The 15,916-nt window shown below is 71.0% G+C and carries 12 protein-coding genes and 1 pseudogene; 7 read left to right on the forward strand and 6 right to left on the reverse strand.

Going from position 1 to position 15,916, the window contains the following annotated elements; all coding sequences use genetic code 11:
• Positions 1-263 precede the first annotated feature (263 nt).
• From ACESMY_RS18385 to ACESMY_RS18395, 3 genes are read left to right on the forward strand one after another with little or no spacing between them, the layout of a single operon-like run.
• Positions 264-1,706, forward strand: a complete 1,443-nt coding sequence (locus tag ACESMY_RS18385) for an efflux transporter outer membrane subunit (RefSeq protein ID WP_372786068.1) — start codon at positions 264-266, stop codon at positions 1,704-1,706.
• Between the two features lie 12 nt (positions 1,707-1,718).
• Positions 1,719-2,867 (forward strand): efflux RND transporter periplasmic adaptor subunit, encoded by a 1,149-nt coding sequence (locus tag ACESMY_RS18390; RefSeq protein ID WP_372786069.1) that lies wholly within the window; start codon positions 1,719-1,721, stop codon positions 2,865-2,867.
• Positions 2,864-5,992: an efflux RND transporter permease subunit gene (locus ACESMY_RS18395; protein WP_372786070.1), complete on the forward strand. Its 3,129-nt coding sequence runs from the start codon at positions 2,864-2,866 to the stop codon at positions 5,990-5,992. Before ACESMY_RS18390 ends, ACESMY_RS18395 begins: the two co-directional genes overlap by 4 nt.
• Before the next feature lie 6 nt (positions 5,993-5,998).
• On the opposite strand, the gene ACESMY_RS18400 is transcribed toward ACESMY_RS18395, so the two are convergent.
• The gene (locus ACESMY_RS18400; protein WP_372786071.1) at positions 5,999-6,298 is read right to left on the reverse strand and encodes an EscU/YscU/HrcU family type III secretion system export apparatus switch protein; all 300 of its coding nucleotides are present in this window, start codon (positions 6,296-6,298) and stop codon (positions 5,999-6,001) included.
• Entirely contained in the window at positions 6,295-7,809 is a 1,515-nt protein-coding gene (locus tag ACESMY_RS18405) for a flagellar hook-length control protein FliK (protein WP_372786072.1), read from the reverse strand. Before ACESMY_RS18405 ends, ACESMY_RS18400 begins: the two co-directional genes overlap by 4 nt.
• Before the next feature lie 137 nt (positions 7,810-7,946).
• On the opposite strand from ACESMY_RS18405, the gene ACESMY_RS18410 reads away from it, so the two are divergent.
• Entirely contained in the window at positions 7,947-8,861 is a 915-nt protein-coding gene (locus ACESMY_RS18410; protein WP_372786073.1) for a hypothetical protein, read from the forward strand.
• On the opposite strand, the gene ACESMY_RS18415 is transcribed toward ACESMY_RS18410, so the two are convergent.
• On the reverse strand, positions 8,858-9,835 hold the full coding sequence (locus tag ACESMY_RS18415; protein ID WP_372786074.1) for a threonine/serine dehydratase: 978 nt from the start codon (positions 9,833-9,835) through the stop codon (positions 8,858-8,860). The two genes, ACESMY_RS18410 and ACESMY_RS18415, sit on opposite strands and share 4 nt — an antisense overlap.
• Positions 9,832-10,251 carry a VOC family protein gene (locus ACESMY_RS18420; protein ID WP_372786075.1) on the reverse strand — a complete coding sequence of 140 codons (420 nt, stop codon included), beginning with the start codon at positions 10,249-10,251 and terminating at the stop codon, positions 9,832-9,834. The genes ACESMY_RS18415 and ACESMY_RS18420 overlap by 4 nt, the downstream gene beginning before the upstream one ends.
• 321 nt (positions 10,252-10,572) lie before the next feature.
• On the opposite strand from ACESMY_RS18420, the gene ACESMY_RS18425 reads away from it, so the two are divergent.
• From ACESMY_RS18425 to ACESMY_RS18435, 3 genes are all read left to right on the forward strand, one after another.
• The gene (locus tag ACESMY_RS18425) at positions 10,573-11,859 is read left to right on the forward strand and encodes an adenylosuccinate synthase (RefSeq protein ID WP_372786076.1); all 1,287 of its coding nucleotides are present in this window, start codon (positions 10,573-10,575) and stop codon (positions 11,857-11,859) included.
• An 84-nt stretch (positions 11,860-11,943) separates the two neighbouring features.
• The gene (locus ACESMY_RS18430) at positions 11,944-12,762 is read left to right on the forward strand and encodes a two-component system response regulator (RefSeq protein WP_372786077.1); all 819 of its coding nucleotides are present in this window, start codon (positions 11,944-11,946) and stop codon (positions 12,760-12,762) included.
• A gap of 143 nt (positions 12,763-12,905) precedes the next feature.
• Positions 12,906-14,072 (forward strand): hypothetical protein, encoded by a 1,167-nt coding sequence (locus ACESMY_RS18435; protein WP_372786078.1) that lies wholly within the window; start codon positions 12,906-12,908, stop codon positions 14,070-14,072.
• A gap of 25 nt (positions 14,073-14,097) precedes the next feature.
• Here the strand turns inward: ACESMY_RS18435 and rpoH are convergent, their stop codons facing one another.
• Together rpoH and ACESMY_RS18445 are read right to left on the reverse strand one after the other, a co-directional pair.
• Positions 14,098-14,985, reverse strand: a complete 888-nt coding sequence (rpoH, locus tag ACESMY_RS18440) for an RNA polymerase sigma factor RpoH (protein WP_372786079.1) — start codon at positions 14,983-14,985, stop codon at positions 14,098-14,100.
• A gap of 226 nt (positions 14,986-15,211) precedes the next feature.
• Positions 15,212-15,916: pseudogene (locus ACESMY_RS18445) on the reverse strand (TonB-dependent receptor); the annotation flags it as partial.

The raw sequence follows: 15,916 nt of genomic DNA on the forward strand, positions 1-15,916 counted from the left end.
CGTCCCGGATCGCCGCGGCCTGTGAACTCCGTCGTCATAGGGCCACGTTACACAGCGAATAACACTTTACAACATACGGAGTTTCGCTAAGAGGAGCCCGGCTAGGGGCCCACCAGAGGCGCCGGCAGGGGCGTCTCCATCACTGGGCTTGTGTGTTCATGTCGCTAGACGTCCGGTTCGGGGCCCTGCATCCAGTGTGGCCGCGCGTGGCGACTAGGGACGGGTCCTCAGGTCCTCCCGCCGCTCGGTCACGAAAACCCTCCATGCGTTCCGCCGCTTCCGCCGTCCCGGTCTTCCTTGCGCTTGGGGCCTGTCTCGCGATCGGCGCCTGCGCCCATGTGCGCACGCCGGACCTGCGCCTGCCGACGGCCTATGAGGCCCCGAAGGGCGCGGCGCCCGCGGGCGCCATCGACCTCGACCGCTGGTGGCTGGCGTTCAACGACCCCGAGCTCACCGGCCTGATCGATCAGGCGCTGGCGGCCAATCCCGACGCCCGCAGCGCCGCGGCCCGGCTCAACGAGGCCCGCGCCAACCACACCGAAGCCCTGGTCCATTACCTGCCGCAGGGCGACGTCTCCGGCTCGAGCCGGCGGACCGACACCCACCAGCTGGCGGGCACGGTGTTCAACATCCCGGGCTTCTCCTCCAGCGGCGTCTCCGACGCCCAGGCGGTGAACTTCAACGTCAGCTGGGAGGTGGACATCTTCGGCCGCTTCCTGGCGGCGCGGAAGGCGGTGAACGGCGACCTCGCCGCGGCCCGCTTCGACTACGAGGGGACCCGCGCCAGCCTGGCGGCCAGCGTGGCCGACGCCTATTTCCAGGCGCGCGGCCTAGCCATCCAGCTCGCCGACGCCCGCGAGACGGCGCGGATCGAGCGCGAACTCTACGACAGCGCGACCAAGCGCGCGGCGGTCGGGATCGCCGCCACGTCCGACGCCGACCGGGTGGCCGGCGACCTGGCGCAGGCCGACGCCCAGGCCGCGGGCCTCGAGGCCGAGCTGCAGGCCCAGCGCCGCACCATCCTGATCCTCGCCGGCCGCACCATCGAGCCGACCGCCAATCTCGCGGTCGACGCCACCGTCGGCGCGCCGCCACCCATGCCAGAGTCGCTGCCGAGCGAGCTTCTGAAGCGGCGTCCCGACGTGCGCCAGGCCGAGGCCCGCGTGGCCGGCCAGGCCGGCCGATCCGAGGCCGACGTCCTGGCCTTCCTGCCGACCCTGACCTTCACGCCGGCCCTGGGCTGGCAGAAGCAGTCGCAGCCGGGGTTCTCGGTGACCGCCCAGTCGCTGATCACCGGCGGCGCCTTCACCCAGCCCCTGCTGTCGATTCCCAAGCTGCTGGCTGAGCTGAAGGCCCAGAACGCGCGGACCGAACAGGCGGTGATCGCCTACGAAAAGGCGGTGCAGACCGCGTTCTCGGAGTCCGAGGGCGCGCTGGTGCGGCTCGACGCCGACCGCAAGCGCGTGGCCCTGCTCACCGACGGCGAGGCGCGCGCGGCGCGCGGCTCCCGCGCCGCGAAGATCGGCTACGACCGGGGCCTGACCGACCTGCAGACGGCGCTCAGCGCCGAGCAGTCCTGGCGGGCCACGCGCTCGCAACTCACCGCCGCCCAGGTGCAGGCGTTCCGCCGCACCGTCCAGGCCTACAAGGCGCTCGGCGGCGGCTGGCCCGCCGAGCGTTTCCCGACCCAAAAGCAGGCCCGCTGAGACGTGACCCGCATGCAACGATCAAAAGCCGCTTCGGCGCTCCTCATCCTGCCGCTGTTGGCGAGCCTCGCCCTGGCGGGCTGCCAGAAGCCCAAGGCGAAGGTCACCGAGGCCGAGAACGCCCGCGCCATGCGCGTCGTGCGGCTGCAGCCCCAGGCGATTTCCGGCGCGCTCACCGCGTCCGGCGACTTGGTGCCGCGCGAGGAAGCCGCCGTCCTGCCCGAGGTCAACGGCTATCGCGTCGCCAGGGTGCTGGTGGACGTGGGCGACCACGTGAAGCAGGGCCAGACGCTGGTCCAGCTCGATCCGGCGCTGGTCCAGGCCCAGCTCGCCCAGGCCGAGGCGGTCGCCGCCCAGGCCCAGGTCCAGGCGCTGCAGGCCGCCGACCAGGCTGCGCGGGTGAAGGACCTCGACAACGCCGGGGTGATTTCACAGGAAGCCATCGACCAGCGGCGGTTCCAGGCCCGCGCCGCCCAGGCCACCGCCGCGGCCCAGGCCGCGGCGCTGAAGGACATCAGGACCCGGGTCAGCAAGCTCTCGGTCTCTTCGCCGGTCTCCGGCCTGATCCTCGAACGGACCGTGCGGCCGGGCGACCTTTCGGCCGTGGCCGCGACGCCGTGGTTCCGCATCGCCCGCGACAGCGAGGTCGAGCTCTCCGCCCAGGTCTCGGAAGACGATCTCGCCAACATCCATCCCGGTCAGCACGCCCAGGTGACCCTGCCCGGCGGCGAGATCGTCCAGGGCGTGGTGCGCCTGGTCAGCCCGCAGATCGACAACCAGAGCAAGCTGGGCGCGGTGCGCGTCCATCTGCCGGTTCGTTCGGACATCCGCGCCGGCGGCTTCGCCCGGGCGGTGTTCAGCGACGTCACCGGCACGGTGCTGGCCGCGCCGGAGACCGCCGTTCGCTATGACGCCGACGGCGCGAGCGTGATGGTGGTCGGCGCCGACAACCGCGTGAAGAAGGTCGTTGTGCAGACCGGCCAGCGCGGCGGCGGCCTGGTGGAGCTCACCAAGGGTCCGCCGGCCGGCTCGCGCATCGTGCTCAACGCCGCGGCCTTCCTGCTCGACGGCGACCTGATCAAGCCGCAGGAGGGCGCCGCCCCCGTGGCAGCCGCCCAGCCGCGCGCCGCCGTAGCGACTGTGGGAAGCGCCCGGAAATGACCTCGCCGGCCACGCGCAGCACCGGCTTCCCGATCTCGGCATGGGCGATCCGCAACCCTGTGCCGGTGGTGGTGCTGTTCATCGCCCTCGTGCTCGCGGGGATGATCGCCTACTCGGGCCTGCCGATTAAGCAGTTCCCCAACGTCGAATTCCCGGTGGTGACGGTCACCATCACCCAGAGCGGCGCCGCGCCCGGCGAAATGGAGACGCAGATCGCGCGTCCCATGGAGGACGCGCTGGCGGGCCTGGAGGGCGTGCGCAACATCCAGTCCTCGGTGAGCCTCGGCGTCACCACCACGGCCATCGAATTCGAGATCGGCTCGGACCTGCAGAAGAAGGTGGACGACGTCCGCCAGCGGGTCGACCAGGCCCGCGCCATCCTGCCCCGGGAGATCGATCCGCCCACGGTGCAGCGCGTGGAGATCTCCAGCGCCCCGATCCTGACCTATGCGGCGGCCAAGCCCGGCCTGTCGGACGCCGACCTGTCCTGGCTGGTCGACGACACGATCGCGCGCGCCCTGCAGGCCGAGCCGGGCGTCGCCCAGATCAGCCGGGTCGGCGGCGTGAACCGCGAGATCAACATCCTGGTCGATCCGGCCCGGCTGGCGGCCCGCAAGCTGACCGCGGCCTCCGTCTCCACAGCCCTGCGCGGTTTCGACCTCGACGCCGCCGGCGGCCGGGTGGCGGTGGGCGGGCGCGAGCAGACCCTGCGCGTGCTGGGATCGGTCAAGACCCTGGCGGCGCTCCGCGACTTGAACATCCCGACCGGCGGCGGCCATTTCGTAAAGCTGACCGACGTGGCCGAGGTCGGCGACGGCGCCTCCGAAGTGCGCGGCTTCGCGCGGCTGAACGGCCGGCCGGTGGTCGGCTTCCAGGTGATGAAGACCAAGGACTCCAGCGACGTCGACGTCGACACCGCGGTGATCAAGTCGCTGGCCAAGCTGGAAAAGGCCAATCCGGGGCTGAAGTTCACCAAGATCTTCTCCTCGGTCGACGAGACCCGGGCGAGCTTCGAGGCCACCCAGCACGTGCTGCTGGAAGGCATGATCCTGGCCGCCCTGGTGGTGTTCATGTTCCTGCGCGACTGGCGCTCGACGATGATCACCGCCTTTGCGATGCCCATCTCGCTGATCCCCACCTTCTTCGTGATGCAGCTGTTCGGCTTCTCGCTGAACCTGGTGACCCTGCTGGCCCTGACGCTGGTCATCGGCATCCTGGTCGACGACGCCATCGTCGAGATCGAGAACATCGAAAAGCGGGTGGCGACCGGCATCCGGCCCTATCAGGCGGCCATGGAAGGCGCCGACGCCATCGGCCTGGCGGTGGTGGCCACCACCATGGCCATCGTCGTGGTGTTCACCCCGGTCTCGTTCATGAAGGGCCAGGCCGGGCAGTTCTTCAAGGAATTCGGCCTCACCGTCTCGGTGGCCGTGCTGTTCTCGCTGCTGGTCGCCCGGCTGGTGACGCCGCTGATGGCCGCCTACCTGCTGCGGCCGGCCAAGAACCCGCATCCGCGCAAGCCGTTCACCGGCCTCTACCGCAACGTCCTGGAATGGGCGCTCGACCACCGTATCGTCGCCTCGATCGTGGGCGGGGTGGTGTTCTTCGCCTCGATCGCGCTCGTGCCGCTGCTGCCCACCGGCTTCCAGCCGGCCGGCAACCCGGACTACGTCTATGTGAAGATCGAAGGCCCGCCAGGGGCGTCCGTCCAGGCGATGGAGGACGCCGCCCAGCGGGTGACCGACCTGATGCGCAAGCAACCCGAGGTCACCAGCATCTTCACCCAGGTGGGCTCCAACGCCGCGACCGGCGGCCCGGGCTTCGGCTTCGGGGGCGGCTCCGACCTGCAGGACGGCACCATCACGGTGCTGCTCGATCCCCATCGCAAGACCTCGGACGACGCGTTCAAGCGGCGGCTGCGCGCCGACCTGCGCAACATCCCGGACGCCCGGGTCGGCTTCCTGGATTTCCAGGGCGCCGCCGGCTACCAGCAGATCCTCGCCAGCGACAATCCGACCGCGCTGGCCGCCGCCGCGCTCGAGCTGGAGCGCGAGATGCGCACCCTGCCGTCGCTCGCCGACGTGCACCCCTCGAGCCCGCCGATCGGGCCCGAGGTGGTCATCCGTCCGCGCCCCGACGAGGCGGCGCGGCTGGGGGTCTCGGTGGACACCATCGCCCAGATCGCCCGGGTGGCCACGGTCGGCGACATCGACGCCAACGTCGCCAAGCTGGACGAGGGCGAGCGCCGGATCCCCATCCGCGTGCGCCTGCCGGCCGACGCGCGGGCCGACGTCACCCAGATCAAGGCGCTCAGGGTGCCCACCGGCAACGGCGGGGTGACCACGCTCGACGCGGTCGCCGACGTGGAGTTCCAGGCCGGCCCCGCCAAGATCAACCGGCTGAACCGCAAGCAGCAGATCACCATCCAGGCCGAGCTGAACGGCGTGGAGCTGGGCCAGGCGGCCAAGGCGATCTCCAACCTGCCGATCATGAAGCACCTGCCGCCGGGCGTCGGTCCGGCCGACATCGGCCAGCAGCAGGCCTTCAAGGAGCTGATGAGCTCGTTCCTGCTGGCGATCTTCGCCGGGGTCTCGATGATCTTCGGGGTGCTGGTCCTGTTGTTCCGCTCGTTCTTCAAGCCGGGCGTGATCCTCTCGGCCCTGCCGCTGGCGGTGGGTGGAGCGTTCCTGGGCCTGCTGATCTTCCACCTGTCACTGTCGGTGCCGTCGCTGATCGGCTTCCTGATGCTGCTGGGCCTGGCCGCCAAGAACTCGATCCTGCTGGTCGAGTACGCCATCGAGCGCGAGCGCGACGGCCTGTCCCAGCGCGAGGCCCTGCTGGAGGCCTGCCGCGAGCGGGCCCGGCCGATCGTCATGACCACCATGGCGATGATGGCCGGCATGCTGCCGACCGCGCTGGCGCTGGAGAAGGGCGCGGAGTTCCGCCAGCCGATGGCCGTGGCGGTGATCGGCGGCCTGATGACCTCCACCATCCTGTCGCTGGTGCTGGTGCCGGTGGTCTACGAGTTCGTCGACGACTTCGAGCAGTGGCTCAGGCCCAAGCTCGCCCGGCTGGTCACGCCGCGCGACGACGCCCTGCGGCCGGCGCCCGAGGACCGGCTCTAGGGGCGCTCAGGGCCTGAGCGGCGCCGCGCCGCGGGTCGCCGAGGCGCGCAGGATGAAGGCGAGGATCGTGGCGATCGCCGCGTAGAGTTCGCGCGGGATCTCGGTCTCCACCTCGACGGTCGACAGGGCTTCGGCGAGCGGGGCGTTCTCTTCGAGCGGCACGCCGTGCTCGCGGGCCACGTCGATGATCCGCTGGCCCAGGTCTCCGCGGCCGACGGCGACCACCTTCGGCGCCCCGGGCGCGTCGTACTTCAGCGCCACCGCGAGTGAGATCTTGGCGGCCGGGGCCTTGTCGGCGGCGCTCATGAGGTCTGGTCCACGAACTGGCCGCTGGCCGGCGCGGACGGCCGGGGCGCCCCCAGGCGGAAGACCACGTCGCCCGGCAGGGCCCGGGCCAGCTCTTCGCCCTGGCTGCGCAGCACCTCGACGCTCTCCGGGCGTTCGGCCCAGACCGTGACCGCCGCGCGATCGCCGCTCATCGCCAGGTGGACGTGCACCGGTCCGAGCGGCTCGAGATCCACCGAGAACCGCGCGCGCCAGGACTCCGCCGTCCCGTCGGCGCCCGCCTCGGGAGCGTCGTGCTCGACCTGGAACTGGGCGACCCCGGTTCCCTGGGGCGTGGCGATGGGCAGTTCGAACATCCAGGTCGGCGGCGTCGCCCGATCGGGCACGGACGCGAGCTGGTGAAGGGTCTGGCGGGCGAGCGCCTGCTCCACCTCCACCCCCAGGCGCTTAGCCACGGTGGCCAGGTCGGCGCCGGCGGGGAGGTCTGGGAGCGTAGGGGCCTGGCCGGCCATGGCCGCCCCGCGCACCGGCGGTGGGGTCCGCGGCGCCGGCGGCAAGCCTTCCGGCGGCGGGAGGGGGCTGAGGGCCCGTTGCAGAGTCAGGAGCGCAGCCTTGATCTCCGGCGGCGGTTCCTCGCCTGGAGCGGCCCGCGCCAGGTAGGCTTCCAGGAGGCCGCGGACCATCGTGGCCACCGCGGTATCGACGGGCAGGCCTGGCAAGGCGGGGGCCTGGCCGGCGAGCACAGGGCCGCGCTCGGGCGACGCCGCCTGCGGGGCCGGCGGGGCGCCGTCCGGCGGTGCAGGCGGGCTGAGAGCCCGTTGCAGGGTCAGGAGCGCGGCCTTGAGCTCCGGTGTCGGCGGGGGCGGCGTCGGCGCCTCGTCGGGGGTGGGCTGCGGCAGATGGGTTAGCAGGTCGCGGACCATCGTGGTCGCGTCGGCATCGGCCGGGAGGCTTGGCAAGGCGGGGGCCTGGCCGGCGGGCACGGGGCCTCGCACGGGCGACGCCGCCGGCTGGGCCGGCGGGGCGCTGTCCGGCGCAGGGGCGGGGCTCAGCGCCCGCTGCAGGGTCAGGAGCGCGGCCTTGAGGTCCGGCGGCGGCGGCGCGTCCGGCGCGGCCTGCGCCAGGTGGGCTTCCAGGAAGAGGCCGGATTGGGCCACCGCCTGGCGGATGGTTTCGGCGGTGAATGGGCCCTCGACCGGCGTCTGGAGCTGGAGGACCTGGCCGATGGCCGCCTGGACCGGGGCCGGGAGGCCGGGACGCGTCAGCGCCTGCGCGAGATTGGCGAACAGGGGCGCGAGGCTGGTTTGCTGGCCCGCGGCCTGCGCCTTGGCGGTCGCGACGGCTTGTCTGACCGGATCGGGCGGAGGGGCGGGCGGGGCGGCCGTCGGCGGGGCGGTCTTCTTGAGGGCTTCCGGCGCCGCCGTCGCGGGTTCCTGTACGGCGCCGATCAGCGCCATGAGTTCGGTCTCAGCCGCGCCGAGGATCTGCGCACGCAGCAGCGCGGCCGCCGGGGAGATGGGGGCGACGCTCACCTTGGCGCCATGCGGGAGCGGGTCATCCGCCCAGACTAGGGCGGCCGGGTGAAGCCCGGCTTAAGCCGGCGGCGTCAACGGCTGGTCAAGCTTCGGCAAGGGCGCCTATCCTCGGGCAAAGAGCGGGAGAGGTCGGGATGGGCGATTTTTCAGCGGGCGCCGCGATCGGAGCGGGCTTTCGCCTGATCGGGCGCCATCCGCTCGCGTTCCTGGCCTGGTCGGCGGCCTATCTGGTGCTGGGCGTCCTGCCGCAGATCGGCGTGATGGCCCTGATCCTGCCGGAATGGACCCGGCTGATGCAGGAGGTCACCGCCGCGGGCGCCTCGCATAGTCCGATGAGCACGGCGGAGATGATGCGCGCGCAGGGCGGGATGATGCAGTTGCAGCCGCTCTCCTGGATCGCCGGCCTGCTGAGCCAGTCGGTGCTGCTGAGCGCCATCTACCGCGCGGTGCTCTATCCGGAGGATCGCGCGTTCTTCTACCTGCGGCTCGGCGGGCGCGAGCTCTGGCTGGGCCTGGTGCTGCTGGTGCTGTTCGTCATGGCCTGCATCCTGGCGGTCGCGGTGATGCTGCCGACCTTTGTGATGATCGGCATCATCGGGGCCCTGGCGCGCGGATCGCCGGCGATGGCGCTGCTGATGATCCCGGTGATGGTCACGGCCTTCGGCGTGATGATCTGGGTCATGCTGCGCCTGTCGCTCGCCACGCCGATGAGCTTCGACCAGCGGGCCTTCAGGCTCTACGAATCCTGGGACCGGACCCGCGGGCATGCGGGCAAGATGTTCGGGGTGGCCTTCGTGCTGATCGTCGTGGTGTGGGTTGTGGAGATGGCGCTCGGGGGCGTCGTGTTTGGGCTGAGCGGCGGATTGGGCGGCCTGGAGCGGCTCCGGGGCTGGTTCCAGCACCCGCAGATCGACCTGTCGCAGCTCATGCCGCTGATCGTCGGCGGGGCCCTGGTGGTCGCGGTGTTCTCCACGGCCTTCTTCGCCCTGTTCGGCGCCGCCTGGGCGGAGATCTACCGCGAACTCACCGCGGACCTCGCTCCGGACTAGATCTCCCCGCGGATCACCCGGGCGAACAGCTCCGGATCGACGTTGCCGCCGGACAGCACGATACCGACCGTCTTGCCCTTGGCCTCGACCTTGCCGGTCAGCAGGGCGGCCAGGCCGACGATGCCGCCGGGCTCGACCACCAGCTTGAGGGTCGAGAAGGCGTAGCGCATGGCCTCGGCGACCTCGGGATCGGTGATCCCCACCGCGCCGGCCAGGTTCTTCTTCAACATCGGGAAGTTGATCACGCCCGGCGCCGGGCTCTCAAGCGCGTCGCAGAGCGAGCGGCCGGTCGGGTGGATGGTCACCCGCTCGCCGGCGGCCAGCGACAGCGCCAGGTCGTCGAAGGCGGCCGGCTCGACGCCCCAGAACGCCGTCTTGGGCGAAAGGGTCCTGATGGCCTCCGAGACGCCGGCCATCAGGCCGCCGCCGCTGGCCGGCGTCAGCACGATGTCGAACGCGGCGCCCACGGCCTTGGCCTGGCTGACCATTTCCAGGCCGACGGTGCCTTGACCGGCGATGATGTGCGGGTCGTCGAAGGCCGGCACCACGACGGCGCCGCGGCTCGACGCGATCTCCGCAGCGATGGCCTCGCGGCTTTCCTTCAGGCGGTCGTAGAGCTTGATCTCCGCGCCGTAGCCGCGGGTGTTGGCGACCTTCATGGCCGGCGCGTCGGCGGGCATGACGATCAGCGCTGGCATGCCCAGCAGCTTGGCGGCCAGGGCGACGCCCTGGGCGTGGTTGCCGGAGGAGAAGGCCACGACGCCGCGTGTGCGTTCGTCGGGGGTGAGTTGGACCAGGCGGTTGTAGGCGCCGCGGAACTTGAAGGCCCCAATCCGTTGCAGGGTCTCGAGTTTCATCAGCACGCGGCCGCCAAGCCGATCGTTGAGCGCGGGGCTCTCGACCAGCGGCGTCTCGACGGCATGGCCCTTGATGCGCGCCGCGGCGGCTTCGATGTCGGCGAAGGTGACACTCATTTCGCAAACACCATGGCGTCGTCGGCGAAGGCCTTGAACTCCAGCGCGTTGCCGGACGGGTCGAGGAAGAACATCGTCGACTGCTCGCCGGCCTCGCCCTTGAAGCGGGTGTGGGGCTCGATGACGAAGGCCGTGCCGGCGGCCTGCAGGCGGCGGGCGAGCGCGTCCCAGTCGGCGGGCTGCAGGATCGCCCCGAAATGGCGGACCGGCACGTCGTGGCCATCGACGGCGTTGGTGGCCTTGTGACCGATCTCGTCGGGGGCCAGGTGGGCGACGATCTGGTGGCCGTGGAAATCGAAGTCGATCCATTCGTCGCTGGACCGGCCCTCCGGGCAGCCCAGCAGGCCGCCGTAGAAGGCGCGGGCCTCGGCGAGATCGCGCACCGGAAAGGCCAGGTGAAAGCGGGGTATGTCCATGCCCGCCTGATAGCAAACTCCTCTCACCACGCGAAGCGAGTGGGAGAGGGAAGGGAGAGGGCGGCTCGACACATGTCATTCGCCACCCGTTCATCGAGGGCCCTCGGGTCACCGCTGTGGACGTGAGAGGTCCAGCCGCCCTCTCCCTGCCCTCTCCCCCTCTCGCTGCGCTCGGGGGAGAGGAGGGGTTGAGACGCAGGCCGCACTGGTCTACACACCCGCCGCGTCCACGAGCCGGGCGCCACAATCGATCCCAGCCATCCGCCGAGCCCCTGTCGAAGGGCGGTTGGTCTTCTCCTGGCAGGGGGAGGGATCATACCCATGGCCAATGTCACCGTGATCGGCGCCCAGTGGGGCGACGAGGGCAAGGGCAAGCTCGTCGACTGGCTGTCGAACCGCGCCGACGTGGTGGTGCGCTTCCAGGGCGGCCACAACGCCGGCCACACCCTGGTGGTCGGCAACCAGGTCTACAAGCTCTCCCTGCTGCCCTCCGGCGTCGTGCAGGGCAAGCTGTCGGTGATCGGCAACGGTGTGGTGGTCGATCCCTGGCATCTGCTGGAAGAGATCGCCAAGCTCGGCGGCCAGGGGATCGCGATCACGCCCGACCTGCTGGTCCTGGCCGACAACGCCTGCCTGATCCTGCCGCTGCACCGCGACCTCGACCAGGCGCGCGAGGCCGCGGCGGTCAACAAGATCGGCACCACCGGCCGCGGCATCGGCCCGGCCTATGAGGACAAGGTTGGCCGCCGGGCGATCCGGGTGGCCGACCTCGCCGACCGCGAGGCGCTGGAGGCCAAGATCGACCGCCTGCTCTCCCACCACTCGCCGCTGCGCCGGGGCCTGGGCCTGCCGGAGGCCGACGGCGCGGCCCTGCTGGCCGAGCTGGAGCGCATGGCGCCACTGATCCTGCCCTTCGCCAAGCCGGCGTGGCTGGTGCTTGGCGACCTGGTCAAGGCCGGAAAACGGGTGCTGTTCGAGGGCGCGCAGGGCGCCCTGCTCGACGTCGACCACGGCACCTATCCCTACGTGACCTCCTCCAACACCGTGGCCGGCCAGGCCGCCGCCGGTTCGGGCCTCGGACCCAAGGGGCCGGGTTATGTGCTGGGCATCGTCAAGGCCTACACCACGCGGGTCGGCGAGGGGCCGTTCCCAACGGAGCTGTTCGACGAGGTCGGCCAGCACCTGGGTTCGGTGGGCAAGGAGTTCGGCACGGTCACCGGCCGCAGCCGCCGCTGCGGCTGGTTCGATGCGGCGCTGGTGCGGCAGTCGGTGGCACTGAACGGCATCAGCGGCATCGCGCTCACCAAGCTCGACGTGCTGGACGGCCTGCCGACCCTGAAGATCTGCACCGGCTACCGCCTGGGCGACCAGCACCTCAGCTATCTGCCGGCCGGCCTGAAGGCGCAGAGCTCGCTGACTCCGGTCTATGAGGAAATGGACGGCTGGAGCGAGACGACCCAGGGCGCCCGCTCCTGGCGGGACCTGCCGGCCAGCGCGGTGAAATACGTCCGCCGGATCGAGGAATTGATCGGCGCCCCGGTGGCGCTTCTGTCCACCAGCCCGCAACGCGACGACACCATCCTGATGCGCGATCCGTTCCAGGATTAAGGCGTCCCTGAAAAACGTAGTTACCGTCAAGGCGTTCTTTACCAGCTACGGGTTAGCAACGAGGGGCCAGCCGGAGCGCGCGCCTTGTTCAACACCGACGCCAAGATCATCCAACGCATGGCGCCCATGCTGCAACGCGTACTCGTCGTCGATTCTCAGCCCTCCAGCGCGCGGTTGATCGGCGAGCTGATGCGCGACGTCGCCCGCTCGCAGATCTGGGTGGCCGAGACCCGCGCGAAGGCGATGCGACTGGCGGGCAACGTCGATCCGCAGATCATCTTCGCCGACCTGGGGCCGCAGCCGGTGGACGGCGTCGCCTTCACCCGCGAGCTGCGCCGCAGCAGCCTGTCGTCCCGTTACACCCCGGTGATCATGGTCACGGGCCAGGCGACCGCGGCCGGCATCCTGGCGGCCCGCGACGGCGGGGTTCATGAATTCCTGCGCCGGCCGTTCACGATGAAGGACCTGCTGCGCCGGCTGGAAGCGGTGACGCTACGCCAGCGCGACTGGGTCGAGGCCGTGGGCTACGTCGGCCCCGACCGGCGGCGGTTCAACTCCGGCGACTATACCGGCTCCCTGAAGCGCCGCTCCGACACCCGCGCGACGCCGGACTCCGAACGCATGGCCCAGGCGCTGAAGATCCTGCGCTCGGCGATCGCGGCGATCGACACCGATCCCAGCCAGGCGATGCGCTCCATGCAGGCCCAGGTCACCGACCTGCGCAAATGCGGCATGAGCGTCGCCGACCTGAAGCTGACCACCTCGGCCATCGACTTCGGCCGCTACCTCGACGAGATCGAGCGCAAGGGCGCGCCCTACGACCAGGAGCAGCTCAGCGCCAAGGCCGCGCCGCTGCTGGCCTATATGCCCAAGGACGCCGAGGCCACCGCCTTCGCGGCCTGACGCCGGCCGGGAACCGGACCTTCGGTCGCAGTCCTTGCAAGCAATAGACCTTCCCTCTTTTCGTCCGTGACTTAATATCGGCCCCGCTGGTGAAGTGACGGGCGCCGGCGAGTGAAATTGAGACGCGCCCAGGACGGCTGTCGATGCCGCAAGTCAACCTCACCGACGTGACCGCGCAGGAGCTCAGGCGACTGCTCGACTCAAGCCGCCGGCGTGGCGACGCGGCGCTATCCTATAAGATCCTCCAGGAGATGGCCGCGCGCCGGGACGCCCCGGCGAAGCGGCGCCAGGCCGGGCCGCGCCTGGTCGCCGTCGAGCTCGGCGAGCCGCTGGAGGACGACGACCTTCCGCCGATGCCGAACTGGCGTCCGCCGCCGCGCGAGGTCGAGGCGCTGGCGTCGCCGGAGCCCGAAGCGGCTTCGGCTTCGGCGCCGGCCCCGCGCCCGTCCCGGCGCAAGAGGCCACCGGCCCCGGCCATGGCGTCCGTCGCGGCCGTCCCCGTTGCGGCCGTCGTGGTCGAACCTCCGCCGCCGACCCTAGAGACAAGCCGGCCTCTCCGCCTGCAGGACGCCGATCCGCCGCCGCAGGACGAGGCGGTCGAGCCGCAGGAGCCGGAGCTGCGATTGCGCGCCGCGGCGCCTGAGAAGGTTCGTCCGCCCCGCCAACCTCGCTTCGGGGGCGTTGCGACCTTCGCGGTCGGCCTCGCCCTGGGGATCGCGCTCGGCTGGTGGGGCGGCCGGATAGCGCGCGACGTGCTGTCGCCGTCCGCCGCGCCGGCCCCCATCCAGACCGCGGCGCTGACGCCTCAGCCCACCCCGGCGCCCGCGCCCCTAGCTCCGGTCCTCGTCGAGCCCACGCCCGAGGCCGCGGTCCCGCCGGCCGCCGCGGCAACGCCGCCGCCGCAGGATGTTACGCCGCCCTCCAGCGACCAGGAGCCCGCCCGCGAACCGGAGAGCCCGGCGGGTGAACCGTCGCGGCCCGCGACCAGGAGCGCCGAGGCCGTGAGGACCGCTGAGACGGCTCCGAGCCGGTCACCGCCGGCCGCGGCCAGCGGCTGCGCGGCCGAGCCGACGCCGGCGGATCGCGCGATCTGCGGCGACCCGCGGCTGCGGCGGCTGCAGGACGAGCTGCGGCAGGCCTATGCCGAGGCGCTGGACGCGCACCAGGATCGCGACCTGCTGCGCCAGCGCCAGCTGGCCTGGCGCGATGCGCGGAGCACCGTCACCGACCCCAGCCGCCTGGCCGGGCTCTACGAGGCGCGAATCCGCAAGCTCAACGCCGCGACGGCCGAGGCGCGTCAGCAGCGATAGGCTGGACGAAGCCTGACCTCGGATCTTAGGCGTCGACCAGGTGGCGCTCGTGGGCGGCGGCCTTCATCGACTTCTGCAGCTTTTCGAAGGCGCGGACCTCGATCTGGCGCACCCGCTCGCGGCTGACGCCGTATTGCGAGGCGAGCTCTTCCAGGGTCGTCGGTTCGTCCTTCAGCCGGCGCTCGGTCAGGATGTGCCGCTCGCGGTCGGTGAGCTCGGTCATGGCCTCTTCGAGAAGGCTCATGCGGATGGTCTTCTCCTGATTGTCGGCGACCACCGTCTCCTGGCTGGGCGTCTTGTCGTCGACCAGCCAGTCCTGCCACTCGCTCTCCGAGTCCGCCCGCATGGGCGAGTTCAGCGAAGCATCGCCGCCGGAGAGGCGACGGTTCATCGAGATGACTTCCTCGTTGAGCACGCCCAGCTTGGTGGCGATGACGCTGACCTGGTCAGGATGCATGTCGCCTTCCTGCAGGGCGGAGATCTCGCTCTTGGCCTTACGCAGGTTGAAGAACAGCTTCTTCTGGGCCGCGGTCGTGCCCATCTTCACCAGCGACCAGGAACGCAGGATGTATTCCTGGATCGAGGCGCGGATCCACCACATGGCGTAGGTCGCCAGGCGGAAGCCCTTGTCCGGGTCAAACTTCTTCACCGCCTGCATCAGGCCGACGTTGCCTTCGGAGATCACTTCGCCGATCGGCAGGCCGTAGCCGCGGTAGCCCATGGCGATCTTGGCCACCAGGCGCAGGTGGCTGGTCACCAATTGGTGGGCGGCGTCGGGGTCCTCGTGCTCCTGCCAACGCTTGGCGAGCATGAATTCCTGGTCCTTGGCCAGCATCGGAAACTTGCGGATTTCAGACAGATATCGGCTGAGGCCGCCATCGGGCGACATCACAGACAGGGCGCTTGCGGCCATTTTTATTCCCCTCAACTCCTGGACGTCTGGGCCGGCGCGCCTTCCGCGCGCAGGGACCATCCACCCCCTCAACCTTTAGATAAGTACGCGGTTGCGGCGGCGGAAGGCCGGTGGGAGTCCGGCCCGTAATGTCCGACTGTTCTAGTAGGATTTTCTAGCGCCGGATGTGGGCGTCTTCAAGGCGATGGTTTCTCACAGGGTCCGTAGCAAAGCTGCACAGACGGCCTCAGGAGAACAGCTTGCGGAAGCCGACCCGCCAAGTGCGGCCGAGCGGGTCGACGTAGGCAGGCTGGAAGCTGAGCGGGGTCACGCCGGTCGCGTCATGCACCGTGATCCGCTGGTCGAAGATGTTGGAGACCGACAAGGTGACCCGCGCGCCCTTCAGCCAGGGCGCGCGGTCAATCAGGGTCTTGCGCTGGCTAAGGTCGGCGAAGAGACGGGCGTTGACCTTGACCAAGCCGGAGAAGTCGAGGTCGCCCAGCGCGCCGCCGCGCACCGAGGTGCCGCTCTTCCAGTCGGCGTTGAGCTCGGCGCCGAAGCCGCGCTCGGCGATGTTCACCTGCGCCTGGATCTCCTGCCGCGGCTGGCCGCCGAGGCCGCCCAGCGAGGCGCCGTCCAGGAAGTCGAGCAGCGGTCCGCCGGGCCGCACCAGGTACTGGTTGTCGAAGTAGATCGTGTGGAAGACGGTGATCCGCAGCCGGCCGTCCTGGCTCCCGCCACGGCCGCCGCGTCCGCCGCCGCCGGGGCCGCTTGGTCCTCCGCCGCCAGGGCCGCGGCCCGCGAAGACGCCCCCGCCGAAACCCCCCGGCCGCGCTGCGTCCGGCGGAGCCCCGTCAGGGCTGGCCTCGGCCGCGCCGGGCGGGCGTCCGGGCAGGGGCGCGACGCCGCGCGGCAGGGCTAGGAGACGCGGAAAGCCGCCTGGTTGAGCCAG

Source organism: Phenylobacterium sp. (assembly GCF_041691455.1).
Taxonomy (GTDB): domain Bacteria; phylum Pseudomonadota; class Alphaproteobacteria; order Caulobacterales; family Caulobacteraceae; genus Phenylobacterium.